Here is a 17410-nt window from a genome sequence, read left to right on the forward strand (position 1 = left end):
CACCCCGCGGGTGCCCCGGCAGGCGGGTTACGGCAGGGTCCACTTCTGGTTGGCGGCGGCCAGGCAGGTCCAGAGGTGGACGGCCTGGCCGTCGGTGGCGCTGTTGTCCGACACGTCCAGGCACTTGCCCGACTGCGGGTTGCGGAGGGTGCCGTCGGCCTGGGCGGACCAGTTCTGGGCGGCGCTGCCGTTGCACGTCCAGAGTTGGATCTTCGTGCCGTCGGCGGAGCCCCCGCCCGAGACGTCCAGGCATTTGCCCAGCGCCTTGACCGTGCTGTTCGGGGTGACCGTCCAGGTCTGGGCGGCGGTGCCGTTGCAGGTGTAGATCTGGATCTGGGTGCCGTCGGCGGTGGCCGCGTTGCGCACGTCCAGGCACTTGCCGCCGAGCCCGACGATCGGCCCGGTGCCCGGGGTGGTGCTGCTGGTGACGAACGCGAACGTGTCGAGGTCGAACAGCGCCCCGGTGCCCCCGGCGAAGGTGAGGTAGAGCGTGCCGGTGCTGGCCGGCGCGCCGGAGATGGCGCCGGTGACGGTGGTGAAGGTCTCCCAGCCGCCGGTGACCGGGACGGCCGCCTGGCCCAGCACCGTGCCGGTGGGCGAACCCATCCGCACCTGGAGGGTGCCGCCGACGCCGTTGGAGGAGACCCGGGCGCTGAACGAGGTGGCCCTGTCGAGCCGGTACGGCTCGAACGCGATCCAGTCGCCGTTGTCGATGCTGCCGACGGTCCGGCCGCCCTCGGCCGGGGCCTTGTCGTAGAGGGTCACCCCCGAGGAGGTCTTGAGGTGTTCGGCCTGGCGCTTGCGCGGCTGGAGGGTGTGCTGCTGGTGGGTGGTCAGCCCGCCGGCGTCGGTGTACTCGGCGTCGAAGACCGCGAAGATGTTCGCCGCGTCGTCGTGCTCGCCGTCGACCGGGATGGTGATCGAGCCGGAGCAGCCGTTCTTCGAGGTGATCTGGTGGCCGTGCTGGTCGTGGCCGAGCACGTAGGTCATCTTGACCTTGGCGCAGTCGATGGTGCCGTCCTCGGGGTCGGTGACGGTGATGCTGAACGGCACCGTGTCGCCGTAGGAGAAGAGCGAGCCGTTGGCCGGACCGGTGATGGTGACGCTCGGGGCGGTGTTGCCGACGCCGATCTGCACGCTGGCGGTACCGGTCGCGCCCTGCGGGTCCCGGACGGTCAGGGTGACGTTGTAGGTGCCGTTGGCGGTGAACGTCTTGCTGGGGTTGGCCGCCGTGGAGGTGGTGCCGTCACCGAAGGCCCACGAGTAGGTGAGCGCCCCGCCCTCCGGGTCCGACGACCCGGCCGACGAGAAGTTCACCGTCAGCGGGGCCGCCCCGGAGGTCCTGTCGGCGGCGGCGACGGCGGTCGGCGCGCGGTTGCCACCGGCGACGTAGTCGTACCGGTACAGCGCCGAGTTGGCGTCACCGTTGAAGTAGCCGGTGCCGTAGTCGAGGACGTACAACGCGCCGTCCGGGCCGAAGGCGGAGTCCATGACCTGCCTGCCGTTCCAGGGGAACGACGTGTCGATGGCGCCCCGGGAGCCGTCGGCGTTGACGTGGATGGGCTTGATCCAGCCCCGGCCCAGCTCGGCGGCGAAGAACTGGCCGTCGAAGGACTGCGGGAACTTCGTGGTGGACGGGTTCGACGCGCTGTAGCGGTAGACCGGCCCGGCCATCGGCGACTCGGATCCGCCACCGAACTCCGGCGGGCTGCCGGCGTCACCGGCGTACCGGATCCAGGCCGGTTGCGCCCCGGGCAGGGTGGGCAGGCCGGTGTTGCGGAACGAGTTGTTGGTCGGTCCACCGGCGCAGTTGTACTTGGCGCCCGCGGTGCCGGCGGCGAAGTCCCACTCCGCGTACGTCTCGGTGGCGGTGTTGGTGCCGGTGCAGTACGGCCAGCCGTAGTTGCCCGGCCCGGTCACCCGGTTGAACTCGACCTGCCCACTGGGGCCGCGCGTGCCGGTGGTGCCGGCGTCCGGGCCGTAGTCGCCGACGTAGACGACCCCGGTGGCCTTGTCCACGCTCATCCGGAACGGGTTACGGAACCCCATCGCGTAGATCTCCGGACGGGTCCGCGCGGTGCCCGGGGCGAACATGTTCCCGGCCGGGATGGAGTAGCTTCCGTCCGCGTTCACCTTGATCCGCAGGATCTTGCCGCGCAGGTCGTTGCTGTTGGCCGCGCTGCGCTGCGCGTCGTACGCGGGGTTGCGGTTGGTCCGCTCGTCGATCGGCGCGTATCCGGCGGAGTCGAACGGGTTAGTGTCGTCGCCGGTCGACAGGTACAGGTTCCCGGCCGCGTCGAAGTCGATGTCCCCGCCGACGTGGCAGCACATGCCCCGGTCGGCTGGCACGTCCAGGACGTTGACCTGGCTGGACGTGTTCAGCGTCCAGTTGGCGTTGAGGGTGAACCGGGACAACCGGTTGACGCCCTGCCAGGCGGAGAAGTCCGTGCCGGTGGCCGGGGCGTCCCCGGCGGGGGTGGACAGCGGCGGGGCGTAGTACAGGTAGACGTGCCGGTTGGTGGTGAAGTTCGGGTCCACGCCGACGCCCTGGAGGCCCTCCTCGTCGTGGGTGTAGACGGGGATCGTGCCGACCACGGTGGTGGTGCCGGCCGCGTCGGTTCGACGCAGCGTGCCGTTGCGGGCGGTGTGCAACACCGACCGGTCGGGCAGCACCGCGATGGTCATGGGCTCGCCGACCTCGGCTACCCCCTTGGCCAGGGTGACCTGCTGGAAGTCGGTGGGGGTGATGGTGTGGGCCTGGGCGGGGGCCGGGCTGCCGAGGGCAACCAGCCCGGCGGCGGCGACCAGTAGTAGTGCGGAGCTGACCGACGCCATTTGCCGGCTGAACGCGCCGTCGTGTGTGGACACTGTCTGTCCGTCCCTTCCTGACGTTCGAATGCCAGGGCGGGGCGCGCGCCGTCGCGCCGGATGCCGTAGCGGGGGAGGGGGGTCGATGGATCACCGCGCCGCCGGTTCACCTCGCCGAAACACTTTCGTGTTGGCGAAGACATTAAGCCGCTTCGATCTCGCTGTCCATACCTTCTGCCCAGCCGCGGCGAACTTTCGCTTGAACCACGAAAAGCCCCGCCGTTGCGGCCTGGACGTGCCGTTGGTCTTCGGCAACCCGACCAGCGGGCAACCCGCGATGCTGATCGGTGACCCGCCCACCCCGGCGGCGCAGGAACTGGCCCCGAGCCGGCGCCGTTGGCCAGGGCGCCGCCCCGGGCCGGCGGGCGGCCGGCCCGGGGCGGGGCCGTCAGGGAGCCCAGGGGCCGGCGACGTTCCAGGTGCTGTCCGCCGCCCACAGCCCGGGTGAGTTGTACGCCGCCCCGCCGGCGCCGTTGCTCAGCCAGACCTCCGAGGCGTAGTGGCGCAGGAACGATCCCCGGAAGTTGTACGACTCCAGCGACACGCCGCTGCCGGTGAGCCCGGTCCGGGCGCACCAGGTCGCGTCGGCGCGGAGCAGGGCGGAGCCGTCGTCGGGGGAGTTGCGGACCCGGGACTCGACGTGCCGCAGGTACTGACCCGGGAAGTTGACGGACTCGAACGAGTAGCAGCTCGGGTCGGCCAGGCCAGGCCGGATCGTGTACGTGGCGTCGTTCTTGAGCAGCGCGGGGCTGTCCGCGGTGACGATCTCGGTGTAGGCGAGGCTGTCCCGGTGCCGGAGGTACCGGTCGGTGTAGCCCGGGGTCGTCACCTGCAACGACCGCCGGGTGTTGACCGGTAGGGCGGCCGGCTGGCTGCTCCCGAGCGACCGGGACGCGTCGATCAGCCCCCGGTTCGCCGCACGGACCCGGCCCTCGTCCATCTTGACGACCCGACGGTCGTAGGTGAGGAACCCGTTCAGCTCGCCTTCGACATCGGTGATCTCGGTGTACACCGAGGCGCTGAGGCCGGTGCCGAGCATCAGGTTCTGGGTGCCCTGCACGAGGCCGACGTACCGGTCGGTGAGCGCTGTGGAGTTCGGCAGCCACTCGTACGCGAAGAAGCCGCCGCTCGGGCTGTGCTCGTGCCCCGGTGTCCGCAGCCCCAGGCCGCCGAACTCACCGAGCACCGCGATCCGGGAGGCTGACGGGGCCGGCGAGGCGGGGCCGAGATAGACGTGCCAGTCGTCGATGTCGCCGTTGCCGGGGTCGCCCAGGGACTGGCAGCAGTTGTGGCCGCTGTGCACGTTCACCAACCGGGTCGGGTCCTGGTTCTTCACGTTCTGCCCGACGCGCCGGGTGTCGGCCAGGGCACGCTCGCCCCACCCCTCGTTGTAGACCGTGTAGGCGACCACCGCGGGGCTGCTCCGGTGCTCGTCGACGATCTCCCGTGCCTCGGCCTCGAACTGGGCCTGCTGGGCGTTGTCGGCGTTGACGTCCTGCGCGGTCATCGACGGGAGGTCCTGCCACACCAGCAGGCCGAGCCGGTCGGCGTGGTAGAACCACCGCTGCGGTTCGACCTTGATGTGCTTGCGCACCATGTTGAACCCGAGGTCCTTGTGTTTTTGCAGGTCGAAGGCGAGCGCGGCGTCGGTCGGCGCGGTGTAGAGGCCGTCGGGCCAGTAACCCTGGTCGAGCGTGCCGACCTGGAACACGAACTGGCCGTTGAGCTTCGGCCGCAGCACGCCGCCGACCAGGCCGGTGGTGATCTCCCGCATCCCGAAGTAGTGCGTCGTCCGGTCCACCTGGCCGCCGCCGGGACCGCGCAGGGTGACCCGCAGGTCGTAGAGGAACGGGTCGTCGGGGGACCAGCGGCGGGCGTTCGGCACGGGCACGCTGAACTCGGCGAAGCCACCGACGGCGGACCCCACCACGGTCGCCCCGGTCAGCGCCTCGGCGAGGACGCTGTGCCCGGTGACGTCGCCACGGGTGAACACCCGGACCCGGAGGGTGTCGTCGGCCAGGTTCGGGTACACGTCCACGCTGCTGATCGACGCGGTCGGCACCGGTTCGAGCCAGACGGTCTGCCAGATGCCGGAGCTCGGGGTGTAGAAGATCCCGCTCGGCGTCTTGGTCTGCTTGCCGATCGGGGGCAGGCTGCCGTTCTGTCGGCTGTCGGTGGGGTCCCACACCTTGACGACGATCTCGTTCGTGCCGCCGTTGAGCTGCGCCGTGACGTCGAGGGTGAAGCCGTCGTAGCCGCCGGTGTGCTGGCCGGCCCGGGTGCCGTTGACCCAGACGGTGGTCTGCCAGTCGACCGCGCCGAAGTGCAGGAGCGTCCGCCGGCCGGACCAGTGGGACGGGACGGTGAAGGTGCGCCGGTAGAACAGGTAGTGGCGGTTGTCGGCGGCGGCACGTTGCACGCCGGACAGGGCGCTCTCCACCGGGAACGGCACGTTGACACGTTCGGGAAGGTCGGCGCCGAACTGCGGGGCGTCGTTGGTGGCGGACTGGCGTAGCTGCCACTCGCCGTTGAGGTTGAGCCAGTCGGGGCGGGTCATCTGCGGTCGGGGGTACTCCGGCAGGGGGGTGCCGGCGAGCGCCTGGCTGGTCCACGGGGTGGTCAGCGGGGGCGTCTTGGCGGGCACCGCGTGCGCGGTGGCCACCGGCGCGAGCGATCCGGCCAACAGGGCGAGGGCGGCCAGGAGGGGAAGGCTGCGGACGCGGACGTGTCGTGTCATGCCGTCTCCGATGGGGGCGGGCCGGCGCGGGCGGTGGGTGGGCCCATGGGGCGGGGGCCGGCGTCGTCCGGCCCCCGCCCCGCGCCGGTCAGGGGTAGTTGGTCAGGTAGACCACCTGGTTGGCGGTGTTGGCGGTGCCGCCGCTGTTGTTGACGACCCGGTTGATGGTGCCGACCCCACCGAGCGAGACGGTGACCATGTTGGTGAACCGGACGTTCGGGTTCGTCGGCGCCTCGAGGGCCCGGTCGGCGACCACCGCCGGGTTGACGTTGAAGTAGCAGTAGCTGCCCAGCCCCCACGCCTGGTGGCTGGTGACCGAGTCGGCCACCTTGTACGCGGCGTAGCCCCGGGTCGCCCCGTTCGTCCAGGCGGCCTGGTTGGGTGGGTCGTACGGCATCTCGTTCTGGTAGAAGTACGTCCGGCCGCCGTTGCCGTTCCAGACGGTCTGGTACTTCTGGTAGTGCTCGACGAACAGGCCGTACATGGTGACGTCGTCGCCGTTGACGGTCAGCCCGGTGTCGGCGGTGTTCACCGTCCAGCCGACGCCGTCGCCGTGGTCGGCGCGCCACAGCCACATGTGGTCGCCGATGACGTCGTCGCTGTTGACGGTCAGGGTGTTGGTGGCCCGGCCGACGCCCGGCCCGCCGATGCGGAAGAAGACGTCGTGCAGCGAGATCGGGTTGGCCGAGTGGTCGGCCGACGACCCGGGCGGGCCGACCTCCATGAGCACCGGCGAGGTGGTCTGCCCGGCCTCGAACATGATGCCGGCCACCTTGACCCCGTCGACGTCGGCGACCCGCATGCCGACCGCGCCGTTGTCGGTCTGGATGGTGGCCAGGCCGAGCCCGAGGATCACCGTGTCGGCGCGGTTGACCTGGATCGGCTCGGTGACGCGGTGCACGCCGGGGGTGAACAGCAGGTGCCGGCCCTGGGCGAGCGCGGCGTTGATGGTGGCCGCGCTGGTGCCCGGCCGGACGACGAAGAACTGGCTCAGCGAGATGGACGAGCCGGCCGGGGTCTTGCCGTACCAGCTCGTGCCGGTGGAGTTGGTGCGCAGGGCCGGGACGAACACCCGGTACTCGCCGGTGCCGTCGACGTAGAGGAACGGCTTCTCGCGGATCTGCGGGGTCTGCGCGATGACGGTGTGCGACGGGTTCGGGAAGTGCGGCGGGGGCGCGCCGGTCACGCCCTGGAAGACCATGTTCCACACCGAGCCGGTCCAGCCGTTGCCGAACTCGCTGTTGCGCGAGTACCACTGCTGCTGGGAGCCGGAGACGACGAGCCCGTCGATGCGGGTGTCGGCCAGCAGGCCGCCGCTGGACCAACCATCGCCGCCGTTCCAGAGCTGAATCTGGTTCTGCGCGCCGCGCAGGTGCATCCGGCGATACGGCGCGGCCTGCGACACCGCCCAGCGTTCGACGGTCACCCCGGCGGGCAGGGTGACCGACAGGTTCTCCGCGGCGCGCCAGAAGTTCTGTGTCGCGTTGCCGCCGAACCAGCCCGCCTCGACCCGGACGTGGCCGTTCAGGTTCACGTCGTCGGGGCTCATGCCCAGCCCGGCGACCTGTGTGAAGAAGCCGAGGTTGACGTCGGCGGTGTAGGTGCCGGGCTTGAACAGCACGGCGTACCGCTGCGGGCCGAACTGGTTGGTCTCCTGCTGGGAGAAGAGGGTGTTCAGCCGGCTCTGGATGGTGGCCGTCGGCGTCGACGGGTCGAAGACGAAGGTGTTCGGGCCGAAGTTCGGGTTGCGCGGGTCGGTGGGCTCGACCGGGTCGACGACTCCGCCGCTCTCGCCGTAGACCTGGAACTCCCACAGCGAGTAGCCGTAGCCGGTGGCCCGGGTGGTGCCGTACATCCGGACGTACCGGCCGCTGCCGGTGACGGGCACCGTCTGGGTGCCACCGGTGCCGGTGGTGGTGCTCCAGACGGTGGTCCAGGTGGTGCCGTTGTCGGAGGTCTGGATCTGGAACGCCCGCGCGTGCGCGGCCTCCCAGACCAGGGTGACCTGGCTGAGGGTGGCCTGGACCCCGAGGTCGACCTGTAGCCACTGGGGGTCGCTGAAGGCACTCGACCAGCGGGTGCCGGTGTTGCCGTCGACCGCCGCCGACGCCGGGAAGCCGGCGCCCTCGGTCGACGACGCGGTCGCCGGGCGGCCCTGGGACAACAGCGCCGGCGCGGCGTGCGCCGGCGGGGCCAGGGCGGTCGGCGTCAGGGCCGCGACGAGCGCGACGACCATGCCGACGACGGTACGCCGCCAGGGCCGTCGGCCCGTTCTCGGGCGTGCGGGGGTGACACGAGATGTCATGACTTCGCCTGTCGGTAGGGGGTGCGGACGCCGGGCGCGACGGGGCTGAGGAGAGCGGCCACGGGTGCCGGGATGGTGCCGCCGGGCCGGCCCCGCGACCGGAGAGCGCTCTCTCCCGAGTGTTGCGGCCGTGTTGCGCGGGCGTCAAGACATCGATCTATAGCAGTGTTATTTATCCCGGTTTGCTACTTATGGTGGTTATTGACCGCCGGCCGCAGTCCTCCGGTGGCGAGCAGCCGGGCCATCGGCAGGGTGGCGGCGCCGAGCGCGACCGCGTCCACGCCGAGCCGGCACAGTTCGATCGACGCCTGCTCGTACGGCTGGCGCAGCGCCTGCCGCCCGGCCGCCTCGCGGATCTCGGGCAGCAGGCCGCCGAGCGCCATCGCCACCCAGCCGCCCAGCACCACCCGCTCGGGATTGAACAGGTTGATCAGATTGGCGACCCCGGCGCCGAGGTATCCGGCGGTCTCGTCCAGCACCCGACGGGCGGTGGGCGAACTGGCGCCCGCCTCGACCAGGGCGGCGATCCGGGACTCCTCGTCCTCGCCGGGCACCGCCCGGCCGCCCTGGGCCTCCTGGTAGCGGTCGATGATCGCCTCGGCGCCGACGTACGCCTCCAGGCAGCCCCGGGCCCCGCAGCGGCAGGTCCGGCCGCCGTACACCAGGGTGGTGTGTCCCCACTCGCCGGCGCTGCTGGACGCTCCCCGGTAGGAGGCCCCGTTGGTCACCAGGGCTGCGCCGACACCGGACCCGACCAGGGCGAACACGGCGTGCCGGGCGCCGCGTCCGGCTCCGAACCACATCTCCGCCTGGCCGAGGGTGTTGGCGCCGTTGTCGATGTGCAGCGGCAGGTCGGTGCCCGACCGGATCAACCGCTCCAGCGGCACCCGGTCCCAGCCGAGGGCCTGGGCGTGCACCACCGCCTCGGCGCCCTGCTCCACCACGCCCGACACGCCGATCCCGACGCCGAGCACGTCGGCGGGGGACACCCGGGCCTGGGTGGTGACCGCGTCGATGCCGGCCAGCACGTGTCCGGCGACCGTCGCCGGTTCGGTGCGCGCCGGGTCCAGCGGGTAGCCGGCGCGGGCCAGCAGGGTCATGGCGAAGTCGAACAGTTCGACCCGGATCAGGGTCTCCCCGACGTCCACCCCGATGACGAAGGCGAACCGGGGCGCGACCCGCAGCATCATGCTGGGACGGCCGCCGTCGGACTCGGCCGCGCCGGCCTCGACGACGAGCCCCTCGCCGATGAGGTCGCTGACCACGTTGCTGATCGCGGGCTGGCTGAGACCGGTGCTGCGCATCAGGTCCTGCCGGGTCAGCGGGCCGTCGAGGAAGAGCCTGGACAGCAGCGCCGACCGATTCCGCAGCCGCACGCTCCGATTCGTCGCTCGCGCCAACTCCACCCCGCCACCTCGATCCCCGGGCCGTCCGGGGCGACTGTACGACCCGGGGGTTGACGGCCCTGCGGACAACCACTTTAATGACGACATTAATTAAGCCGTGATGTAACTTCCACGACACGGTGCGCGAACCTTCGGATCGACGGCCCCGGATCTCCGGCTGCCGGGCCCTCGCGCACGCCACCGCACCGACACACCCCCACCACCAGAACCGGAAGGGCCGATCGTGTCGAGACGTCGCCTCGCGATACTCACCGCCGCCGTCCTGGCTGCCGCCTCGCTCACCGCCTGCGGTGGCTCGGACGACCCGTCCGGCGGATCCGCCAAGACCCTCACCTACTGGGCCAGCAACCAGGGGGCGAGCCTGGAAGCCGACAAGCAGATCCTCCAGCCCGAACTGGACCGGTTCGAACAGCAGACCGGCATCAAGGTCAACGTGGAGGTGGTGCCCTGGTCGGACCTGCTCAACCGGCTGCTCGCCGCCGCCGCCTCCGGACAGGGCCCGGACGTGGTGAACATCGGCAACACCTGGTCGGCGTCGTTGCAGGCGACCGGGGCGATGGTCGAGTTCGACGACGCCACCCTGGCAAAGGTCGGCGGCAGGGACCGGTTCGTTCCGGCCGCGCTCGCCGCCGCCGGGGCCCCGGGCGAACCGCCCGCAGCGGTGCCGCTCTACAGCCTCGCCTACGCCCTCTACTACAACAAGAAGGCGTTCGCCGACGCCGGCATCACCACCCCGCCGGCCACCTGGGAACAGGTGGCCGAGGTCGGCCGGAAGCTGACCGGCGGCGGCCGGTGGGGCCTCGCCGTCGAGGGCGCCAACCCCTCGGAGAACGCGCACCACGCCTTCACCTTCAGCCAGCAGCACGGCGGCGAGTGGTTCGACTCCGCCGGCAAGCCGACCTTCGACACCCCGCAGAACGTCGCCGCGGTCAAGCGGTACGTCGACCTGATGGCCACCGACAAGATCATCAACCCGAGCAACGCCGAGTACGCGCAGAACCAGTCGGTGTCCGACTTCGCCAACGGCAAGGCGGCGATGCTGCTCTGGCAGGCCGTCGGGGCGAACCTCAAGTCCCAGAACATGGCCGCCGACGCGTACGGCGTGGCCCCCGTGCCGTTCCTGGCCGCCCCGCCGGCCGGTGGCAGGAAGGTCAACAGCATGGTCGCCGGGATCAACATCGCCGTGTTCAAGCACACCAGGAACCCCGACGCCGCCCTGGAGTTCGTGAAGTTCATGACCAGCGACGCCGAGCAGGTGACGCTCAACAGGACGTACGGATCGCTGCCGCCGGTCACGACCGCCGCCGGCGATCCGGCGTTCGCCGCCCCCGAGCAGAAGGTGCTCCAGGAAACCCTCGCCACCACCGCGGCCCCGCTGCCTCAGGTGCCCGACGAGAGCACCTTCGAGACGCTCGTCGGCACCGCCATCAAGGAACTCTTCGCCGACGCGGCCAGCGGCAAGCCGGTCACCGAGGAGAGCGTCCGACACAAGCTGAGCCAGGCCCAGCAGCAGATGCGCTGACGCGCCGGACCGGTGGCCGTGGCAGGGACGCCGACCCCGCCACGGCCACCCAGCGAGAGGACCACGATGGCCACCACCACCGTCCACGACGCCACCGGGCGGGACGGGCCGCCCCGGGCCGGGACGCCGGAGAACCGCCCCCGCCGACCCCGCCGGTCACTCCTGCCGTACCTGCTGCTCGCCCCGGCCGTCGTGCTGGAACTGGCGATCCACGTCGTGCCGATGCTCGTCGGCGCCTGGATGAGCCTGCTCCAGCTGACCCAGTTCCACATCCGCGACTGGTCCACCGCCCCGTTCGTCGGCGCCGAGAACTACCGGATGGTGCTCGACTTCGACTCCGCCGCCGGAGCCGAACTGCTGCACTCCTTCCAGGTGACCGTGCTCTACACGGTCTGCTCGGTCGGCCTCTCCTGGGTGCTCGGCACCACCGCCGCCGTGCTGCTGCAACGCCCGTTCCGCGGCCGGGGCCTGCTGCGCGCGCTCTTCCTCACCCCGTACGCCCTGCCGGTCTACACCGCCGTGATCACCTGGAGTTTCCTGTTCCAGCGCGACAACGGCCTGGTCAACCACGTGTTGGTCGACCAGTTGCACCTGCTCGGCGACCGGCCGTTCTGGCTGATCGGCGACAACAGCTTCGTCGCGTTGCTGACCGTGTCGATCTGGCGGTCCTGGCCGTTCGCCTTCCTGTGCGTCATGGCCGGCCTCCAGAACATCCCGGCCGACCTGTACGAGGCCGCCGCGATGGACGGCGCGGGCTTCTGGCGGCGGTTGCGCTCGGTGACCCTGCCCATGCTGCGTCCGGTCAACCTGGTGCTGCTGCTGGTGCTGTTCCTGTGGACCTTCAACGACTTCAACACCCCGTACGTGCTGTTCGGCGGCTCCGCGCCGGAGCAGGCCGACCTGGTCTCCATCCACATCTACCGCAGCTCCTTCAAGACCTGGGACTTCGGCTCCGGCTCCGCGATGTCGGTGGCGCTGCTGCTGTTCCTGCTCCTGGTCACCGCCGGGTACCTGCTGCTCACCAACCGCCGGAGGAACGATGCGTGAGACCACCGCCGAGCGCTGGGCCCGCCGGACCGTGTTGACCCTGCTCACGCTGTTTGTCCTCGTCCCGCTCTACGTGATGGTCAGCTCGGCGGTCAAACCGCTCCAGGACGTGCAGAACGCGTTCACCTGGTGGCCCCGCCGGCCCACGGTCGACGCGTTCGTGGACATGTGGTCGACCGTGCCGCTGGGCCGCTATCTGGTCAACAGCCTGGTCGTCTCCTCGGTGGCGGCGGTCCTGTCGGTGGCCGTGGCGATCTTCGCGGCGTTCGCGGTCAGTCGCTACCGGTTCCGCGGCCGGGGCCTGTTCTCGGTGACCGTCCTGTCCACCCAGATGTTCCCCGGCATCCTGTTCCTGCTGCCGCTGTTCCTGATCTACGTCAACCTGGGCAACGCCACCGGCATCCAGTTGTACGCCAGCCGCACCGGCCTGATCCTCACCTACCTCACCTTCTCGCTGCCGTTCTCGATCTGGATGCTGGTCGGCTACTTCGACTCCATCCCGCGCGGACTCGACGAGGCCGCCCAGGTCGACGGCGCCGGCCCGCTCCGCACGCTGTTCCAGGTGGTGCTGCCGGCGGCAGTGCCCGGAGTGGTCGCGGTGACCGTGTACGCGTTCATGACCGCCTGGGGCGAGGTGCTGTTCGCCTCGGTGATGACCAACGAGGGCAGTCGGACCCTGGCCGTCGGCCTCCAGGGCTACTCGACCCAGTTCAACGTCTACTGGAACCAGGTGATGGCCGCCTCGCTGGTGGTCAGCATCCCCGTCGTCGCCGGCTTCCTGGCGTTGCAGCGCTACTTCGTCGCCGGCCTCACCGCCGGCGCGGTCAAGTGAGTCCCGCCACCGTGTCCCGCGAGGAGAACCCCGACGTGCCCGACCTGTCCACGCTGCCAGCCGACTTCATCTGGGGTGTCGCCACCGCCGCCTACCAGATCGAGGGCGCCGTCGCCGCCGACGGCCGGGCACCGTCGATCTGGGACACCTTCTGCCAGGTGCCCGGGGCCATCGACAACGGCGACAGCGGCACCGTCGCCTGCGACCACTACCACCGGTGGCCGGAGGACGTGTCGCTGGCACGCGGCCTCGGCGTCGACGCGTACCGGTTCTCGGTGGCCTGGCCCCGGGTGCTACCCGCCGGCGTCGGCCCGGTCAACCCCAGCGGGCTGGACTTCTACGACCGGCTGGTCGACGCATTGCTGGCGGCCGGGATCCGGCCGTTCGTCACGCTCTACCACTGGGACCTGCCGCAGGCCCTCCAGGACCGGGGCGGCTGGCCGGAACGGGCCACCGCCGAGGCGTTCGCCGACTACGCCGCGGTCGTCGCCGCCCGCCTCGGCGACCGGGTCGCCGACTGGACCACCGTCAACGAGCCGCTCTGCGTGTCCTGGATCGGGCACCTGGAGGGCCGGATGGCACCGGGCGAGCGGGATCTCGCCCGCGCGGTGCGTACCTCCCACCACACCCTGCTCGGCCACGGCCTGGCCACCCTGGCGGTCCGCGCCAACGCCGCCCGCCGGGCCTCCGTCGGGGCGGTGCTCAACCTCAGTCCCTGCGAGCCCGCCACCGACGATCCGGCGGACATCGCCGCCGCCCGCCGGATGGACGGCCACGTCAACCGCTGGTGGCTGGACCCGCTGCACGGCCGCGGCTACCCCGCCGACATGCTGGCCACCTACCGGGTGGAACCGCCGGTACGCGGCGACGACCTCGCCGTGATCGCCACGCCGACCGACTTCCTCGGGGTCAACTACTACTTCCGGCAGGTCGTCGTCGACGACCCGGAGGGGCCCCCGCCGTACGCCCGGCAGGTGCCGGTGCCGGGTGCGGCGGAGACCGCGATGGGCTGGGAGAACCATCCGGCCGGGCTGGAACGGCTGCTGGTCGCGGTGCACGAGGAGTACGCGCCGTCCCGGATCGTCGTCACCGAGAGCGGGTCGGCCTGGCCGGACCACGTCACCGCCGACGGCACCGTGGAGGACCGGGAGCGCACCGACCACTTGGAGCGGCACCTGGCGGCCTGCGCGGCCGCCGTCGGCCGGGGCGTTCCCCTCGCCGGCTACTTCGTCTGGTCGCTGCTCGACAACTTCGAGTGGGCGTACGGCTACGATAAGCGGTTCGGCCTGGTGCACGTCGACTACCCCACCCAACGGCGCACGGTCAAGGCGAGCGGGCTGCGGTACGCCGACCTGATCCGCGCACACCGGCAGCGCACCGGACCGGCGAGGACGGTCCCGGTACGCCGATGACGGGCCGACGGGGCCCGGGAACCCCTGGGTGTCGCACCGGGTGACGCCCAGGGGCCCGACCCGACCGCCCTCAAGTGTCGGTGCTCTCTGCGATGCTTCGTTCGCGTTTCGTGTCGATGGTGGAGGGTGGTGGCGCGGCGGTGATGGGGCGTTCTCACGCGCTGTCCGGGGCGGTGGTGTGGCTGGGCGGCTGCGCGGTGGTGGCCGGGCTGGGGGCGCGGCCGGCGGTGGGCACCGTGGTGGTCGGCGCGGCCGTCACCGCTGGTGGGGCGCTGCTGCCGGACGTCGACCATCCCGGTTCGGTCGTCGCCCGGTCGCTGGGTCCGGTGACCCGGCTGGTCGCCCAGGGGGCGGCGGCGGGCGCGGCGGCGCTGCGCGGGGCCTCCTGCCGTTGCTGTGTGGGCAGGGGCGGGCACCGGGCGGTCACGCACACTCTGCTGTTCGCGGTTGCCGCCGGCCTGCTGGTGTCGCTGGTGTGTTGGGTCGGCGGGGACGTCGCCGCGGCGGTGGTCGCCGGGCTGGCCGCGGCGCTGGCCGTGCGTGGGGCCCTGCGCAGGCGCACCCGCGGCGCGTACGGGGCGGCGGCGGCCGGGCTGTTCGTCGGGGTGATGGCCGCCGCGCTGCCCGGCCCGGTCGCCGGATGGTGGTGGGTCGGTCTGCCGCTGGGCCTGGGCTGCCTGGTGCACTCCCTCGGTGACGCGTTGACCTTCAGCCGGGTGCCGCTGCTGTGGCCGATCCGGATCCGGGGCTGCCGGTGGGCGCCGCTGGGCATGCGGGCCCCGTTGCGCTTCCGCACCGGCTCGGCCGCCGAGCTGTTCCTGGTCGTGCCCGCCCTGATCGTGCTGGGCGGAATCAGCGCCTGGACCCTGATCGCGTCGTAGCCACTGCCGCTCCGCGCCGCTGGGCCCGAGACGCGCTTCGAGCTGCCAGCACCCAGTGGTGTCCATTCGTGCCGCCTGGTGGTGAGCCGATCACGGGGGCGGCATGCTGGTCGTCGGTCCGCACAAGCCCATCGGCATCCTTCACGCCAGGTCGACGGCCCTCACGACGTTCCGTCCTGCGCGTGCCCTCTGGCTGGAATGAGCTTGTCCTGCCCCTGTGCTCTAATCCCGTCATGCATGTCGTCGTCTGCGGCGCACTCGTGGAGAACGGCGCGGTGCTGTTGGTGCACCGCAGCCCGACCCGCCGGGCATACCCGGATCTCTGGGATCTGCCCGGGGGGCACGTCGAAGCGGGTGAGTCGGAACTACAGGCACTCTCGCGCGAGATGCACGAGGAGCTCGGGGTTCACATCGTGGCGGAGTCCTCGTCGCGGTTGGGCGACCTGTATGCCGGCAGCGGCCAGGAGGCCGTCCACGTGGGCGTCTGGCGCATCAGAGACTGGGTCGGCTCTCCCACCAACCGTGCCCCTGAGGAGCACGACGACGTCGCATGGGTCGGGATCAGCGAGCTGGGAGGCATTCCCCTCGTGTTCGGCGCCCTGCCGGCATTGCTCCGTTCCCTGCCTGAGCCTGACCGGCTGTCTCGTCGCGGCGAGGCACGGACAACCGCATCGCCGAGCGGCCCGTAGATCCAGCGCTGCTCGCACTTCGTCCGGGCTGGAGAAAGCGTGAACCATCCTCCAGCGGTGCACGTGCACGAGGTGTACGCAGATGCGCCAGGCAACTGGCAACCAGGCGGGAGTGGAACAGCATGGCCAAGAACGTTCAGAATCGGCGACGGGCAAAGATTGTCGGCCTGCTCGCCGTTGCTGCCACGGTGGGGACGCTCGCGTCCGCGAGTCCGGCCCTCGCGGCCACTGGCGCGACGGGGGTGTGCAGCAAGGGCAACTACAGCTCGTACCTCGAATTTCCGTATCGCGGCGGCCTGACCACGTACGTTGCGCCGCCGGGCGGCTGCTCCTCGGTCCACTTCGGCAAGTACACCAGCGAGCCGGTGAACGTCTACGGCTACAAGAACGGCGTCACGGTCTACCTCGGCACCCGGAACATCAACGACCTGAAGAAGAGCGTGTTCCGGACGTACGGCAGCATTCCCGGGTCGCCGTACTTCACCCTGTCGGGATCCTGACCCGTCGCAGGAGCGCCGAGGTGAGGCGGCACGCGCCTCACCTCGGCGCCGCAGGTGTGCGACACCAGGCCGCAGGACAGCTCGGTCGGCGACGACCCGGTCGATGCGGGCCCGGATGCCGGTGGCGGGGGTGTCTCAGTCGAGGTCGGCGAGGTCCAGCACGAAGCGGTAGCGGACGTCGCCGCGTTCGAGACAGTCGAAGGCCTGCTGGACCTGGGCGGAGGGCAGCAGCTCGATGTCGGCGGTGATGCCGTGCTCGGCGGCGAAGGACAACAGTTCGGCCGTGTGCCTGGTGCCGCCGGTCCCCGATGAGCTGAGCTTCTTGCGGCCGAAGCTCAGTTCCATGAGGTTCACCGGTGTCTGCATGGGGAAGCCGAGCACGCTGAGAGTGCCCTCGAGGGTCAGCAGCCGCAGCAACGGCGACAGGTCGTGCGGGCCGGAGATGGTGTCCAGGATGAGGTCGAAGCGACCGGCGGCCCGCGCGAGCTGGGCGTCATCGGTCGTGACGAGCAGATCGGCGGCGCCGAGTTTGCGGGCGTCGTCGGCCTTGCCCGGGGTGCGGCTCAGCACGGTCACCTCGGCGCCGAGCGCGGCGGCGAGCTTGACCCCCAGATGCCCGAGGCCCCCGAGGCCGGCGATCGCCACCCGGTTACCGGAGCCGATTCCCGCCTCGCGCAGGGGTTCCCACATGGTGATGCCGGCGCACATCAGCGGAGCCGCACCGGCCGGGTCGAGGCCGGCGGGCAGCCGGTAGGCGAACTTCTCCCGCAGCACGTACTCGCGGCTGTACGCCCCCTGCGTGATGGTGCCGTCGAGCCGGTCGGGGCTGCCGTACGTGCTGGTCGGGCGTTCGAGGCAGAAGTTCTCCTGGCCGACCTGGCACATGGGGCAGGTCCCGCAGGAGTCGACGAGGGTCCCGACGGCGACCCGGTCGCCGGGAGCGAAGCGGGTCACCTCGGCCCCGGCGGCGGTGACCGTGCCGGTGAACTCGTGGCCGGGCACGACGCCGGCGGCGCTCTTGTAGTGCGGCATCATGCCGTTGAGCAGGTGCAGGTCGCTGTGGCAGACGCCGCAGTAGTCGACGCGGACCGCGATGTCGTCGCCCCGCAGGTCCCGCCGCTCGAACGTCGCCCGCTGCAAGGCGACGGTGCCGTCCACGCTCTGCCATCCGATGGTCGTCCGCACGGGGACCCTGGCGGTTGAATGCTCTT

The 17410-nt window shown here is 71.2% G+C and carries 12 protein-coding genes; 7 read left to right on the forward strand and 5 right to left on the reverse strand.

Features of this window, described 5'->3' with window-relative positions:
* Window positions 1-27 precede the first annotated feature (27 nt).
* From HDA31_RS08820 to HDA31_RS08835, 4 genes are all read right to left on the reverse strand, one after another.
* Window positions 28-2835 carry a PQQ-dependent sugar dehydrogenase gene (locus HDA31_RS08820; RefSeq protein ID WP_178067615.1) on the reverse strand — a complete coding sequence of 936 codons (2808 nt, stop codon included), beginning with the start codon at window positions 2833-2835 and terminating at the stop codon, window positions 28-30.
* 421 nt (window positions 2836-3256) lie between these two features.
* A complete protein-coding gene (locus tag HDA31_RS08825; RefSeq protein WP_178065645.1) occupies window positions 3257-5605 on the reverse strand; it encodes an AbfB domain-containing protein in 2349 nt (782 codons plus the stop codon).
* A gap of 88 nt (window positions 5606-5693) precedes the next feature.
* Window positions 5694-7841, reverse strand: coding sequence for a pectate lyase-like domain-containing protein (locus tag HDA31_RS08830; protein ID WP_376701370.1), 2148 nt, complete (start codon window positions 7839-7841; stop codon window positions 5694-5696).
* A 254-nt stretch (window positions 7842-8095) separates the two neighbouring features.
* Window positions 8096-9286, reverse strand: coding sequence for an ROK family transcriptional regulator (locus HDA31_RS08835; RefSeq protein WP_246384000.1), 1191 nt, complete (start codon window positions 9284-9286; stop codon window positions 8096-8098).
* 253 nt (window positions 9287-9539) lie between these two features.
* Here HDA31_RS08835 and HDA31_RS08840 point away from each other — a divergent pair, with 253 nt between their 5' ends.
* From HDA31_RS08840 to HDA31_RS08870, 7 genes are all read left to right on the forward strand, one after another.
* Window positions 9540-10838, forward strand: coding sequence for an ABC transporter substrate-binding protein (locus tag HDA31_RS08840; protein WP_178065642.1), 1299 nt, complete (start codon window positions 9540-9542; stop codon window positions 10836-10838).
* Between the two features lie 66 nt (window positions 10839-10904).
* On the forward strand, window positions 10905-11885 hold the full coding sequence (locus tag HDA31_RS08845) for a carbohydrate ABC transporter permease (RefSeq protein ID WP_178065641.1): 981 nt from the start codon (window positions 10905-10907) through the stop codon (window positions 11883-11885).
* Window positions 11878-12717 (forward strand): carbohydrate ABC transporter permease, encoded by an 840-nt coding sequence (locus HDA31_RS08850; RefSeq protein WP_178065640.1) that lies wholly within the window; start codon window positions 11878-11880, stop codon window positions 12715-12717. The genes HDA31_RS08845 and HDA31_RS08850 overlap by 8 nt, the downstream gene beginning before the upstream one ends.
* Window positions 12714-14129, forward strand: coding sequence for a GH1 family beta-glucosidase (locus tag HDA31_RS08855; protein WP_246383998.1), 1416 nt, complete (start codon window positions 12714-12716; stop codon window positions 14127-14129). The genes HDA31_RS08850 and HDA31_RS08855 overlap by 4 nt, the downstream gene beginning before the upstream one ends.
* Before the next feature lie 92 nt (window positions 14130-14221).
* Window positions 14222-15010 carry a metal-dependent hydrolase gene (locus HDA31_RS08860; protein WP_178065639.1) on the forward strand — a complete coding sequence of 263 codons (789 nt, stop codon included), beginning with the start codon at window positions 14222-14224 and terminating at the stop codon, window positions 15008-15010.
* A gap of 233 nt (window positions 15011-15243) precedes the next feature.
* Window positions 15244-15699, forward strand: coding sequence for an NUDIX domain-containing protein (locus HDA31_RS08865; RefSeq protein ID WP_178065638.1), 456 nt, complete (start codon window positions 15244-15246; stop codon window positions 15697-15699).
* 122 nt (window positions 15700-15821) lie between these two features.
* Window positions 15822-16199 carry a hypothetical protein gene (locus HDA31_RS08870; RefSeq protein WP_141723719.1) on the forward strand — a complete coding sequence of 126 codons (378 nt, stop codon included), beginning with the start codon at window positions 15822-15824 and terminating at the stop codon, window positions 16197-16199.
* A gap of 135 nt (window positions 16200-16334) precedes the next feature.
* Here HDA31_RS08870 and HDA31_RS08875 read toward each other — a convergent pair whose 3' ends face one another.
* The gene (locus tag HDA31_RS08875; protein WP_178065637.1) at window positions 16335-17384 is read right to left on the reverse strand and encodes an NAD(P)-dependent alcohol dehydrogenase; all 1050 of its coding nucleotides are present in this window, start codon (window positions 17382-17384) and stop codon (window positions 16335-16337) included.
* Window positions 17385-17410: the final 26 nt, after the last annotated feature.

Origin of the sequence: Micromonospora carbonacea, assembly GCF_014205165.1 — a bacterium.
In the GTDB taxonomy this organism is placed as follows: Bacteria; Actinomycetota; Actinomycetes; order Mycobacteriales; family Micromonosporaceae; genus Micromonospora; species Micromonospora carbonacea.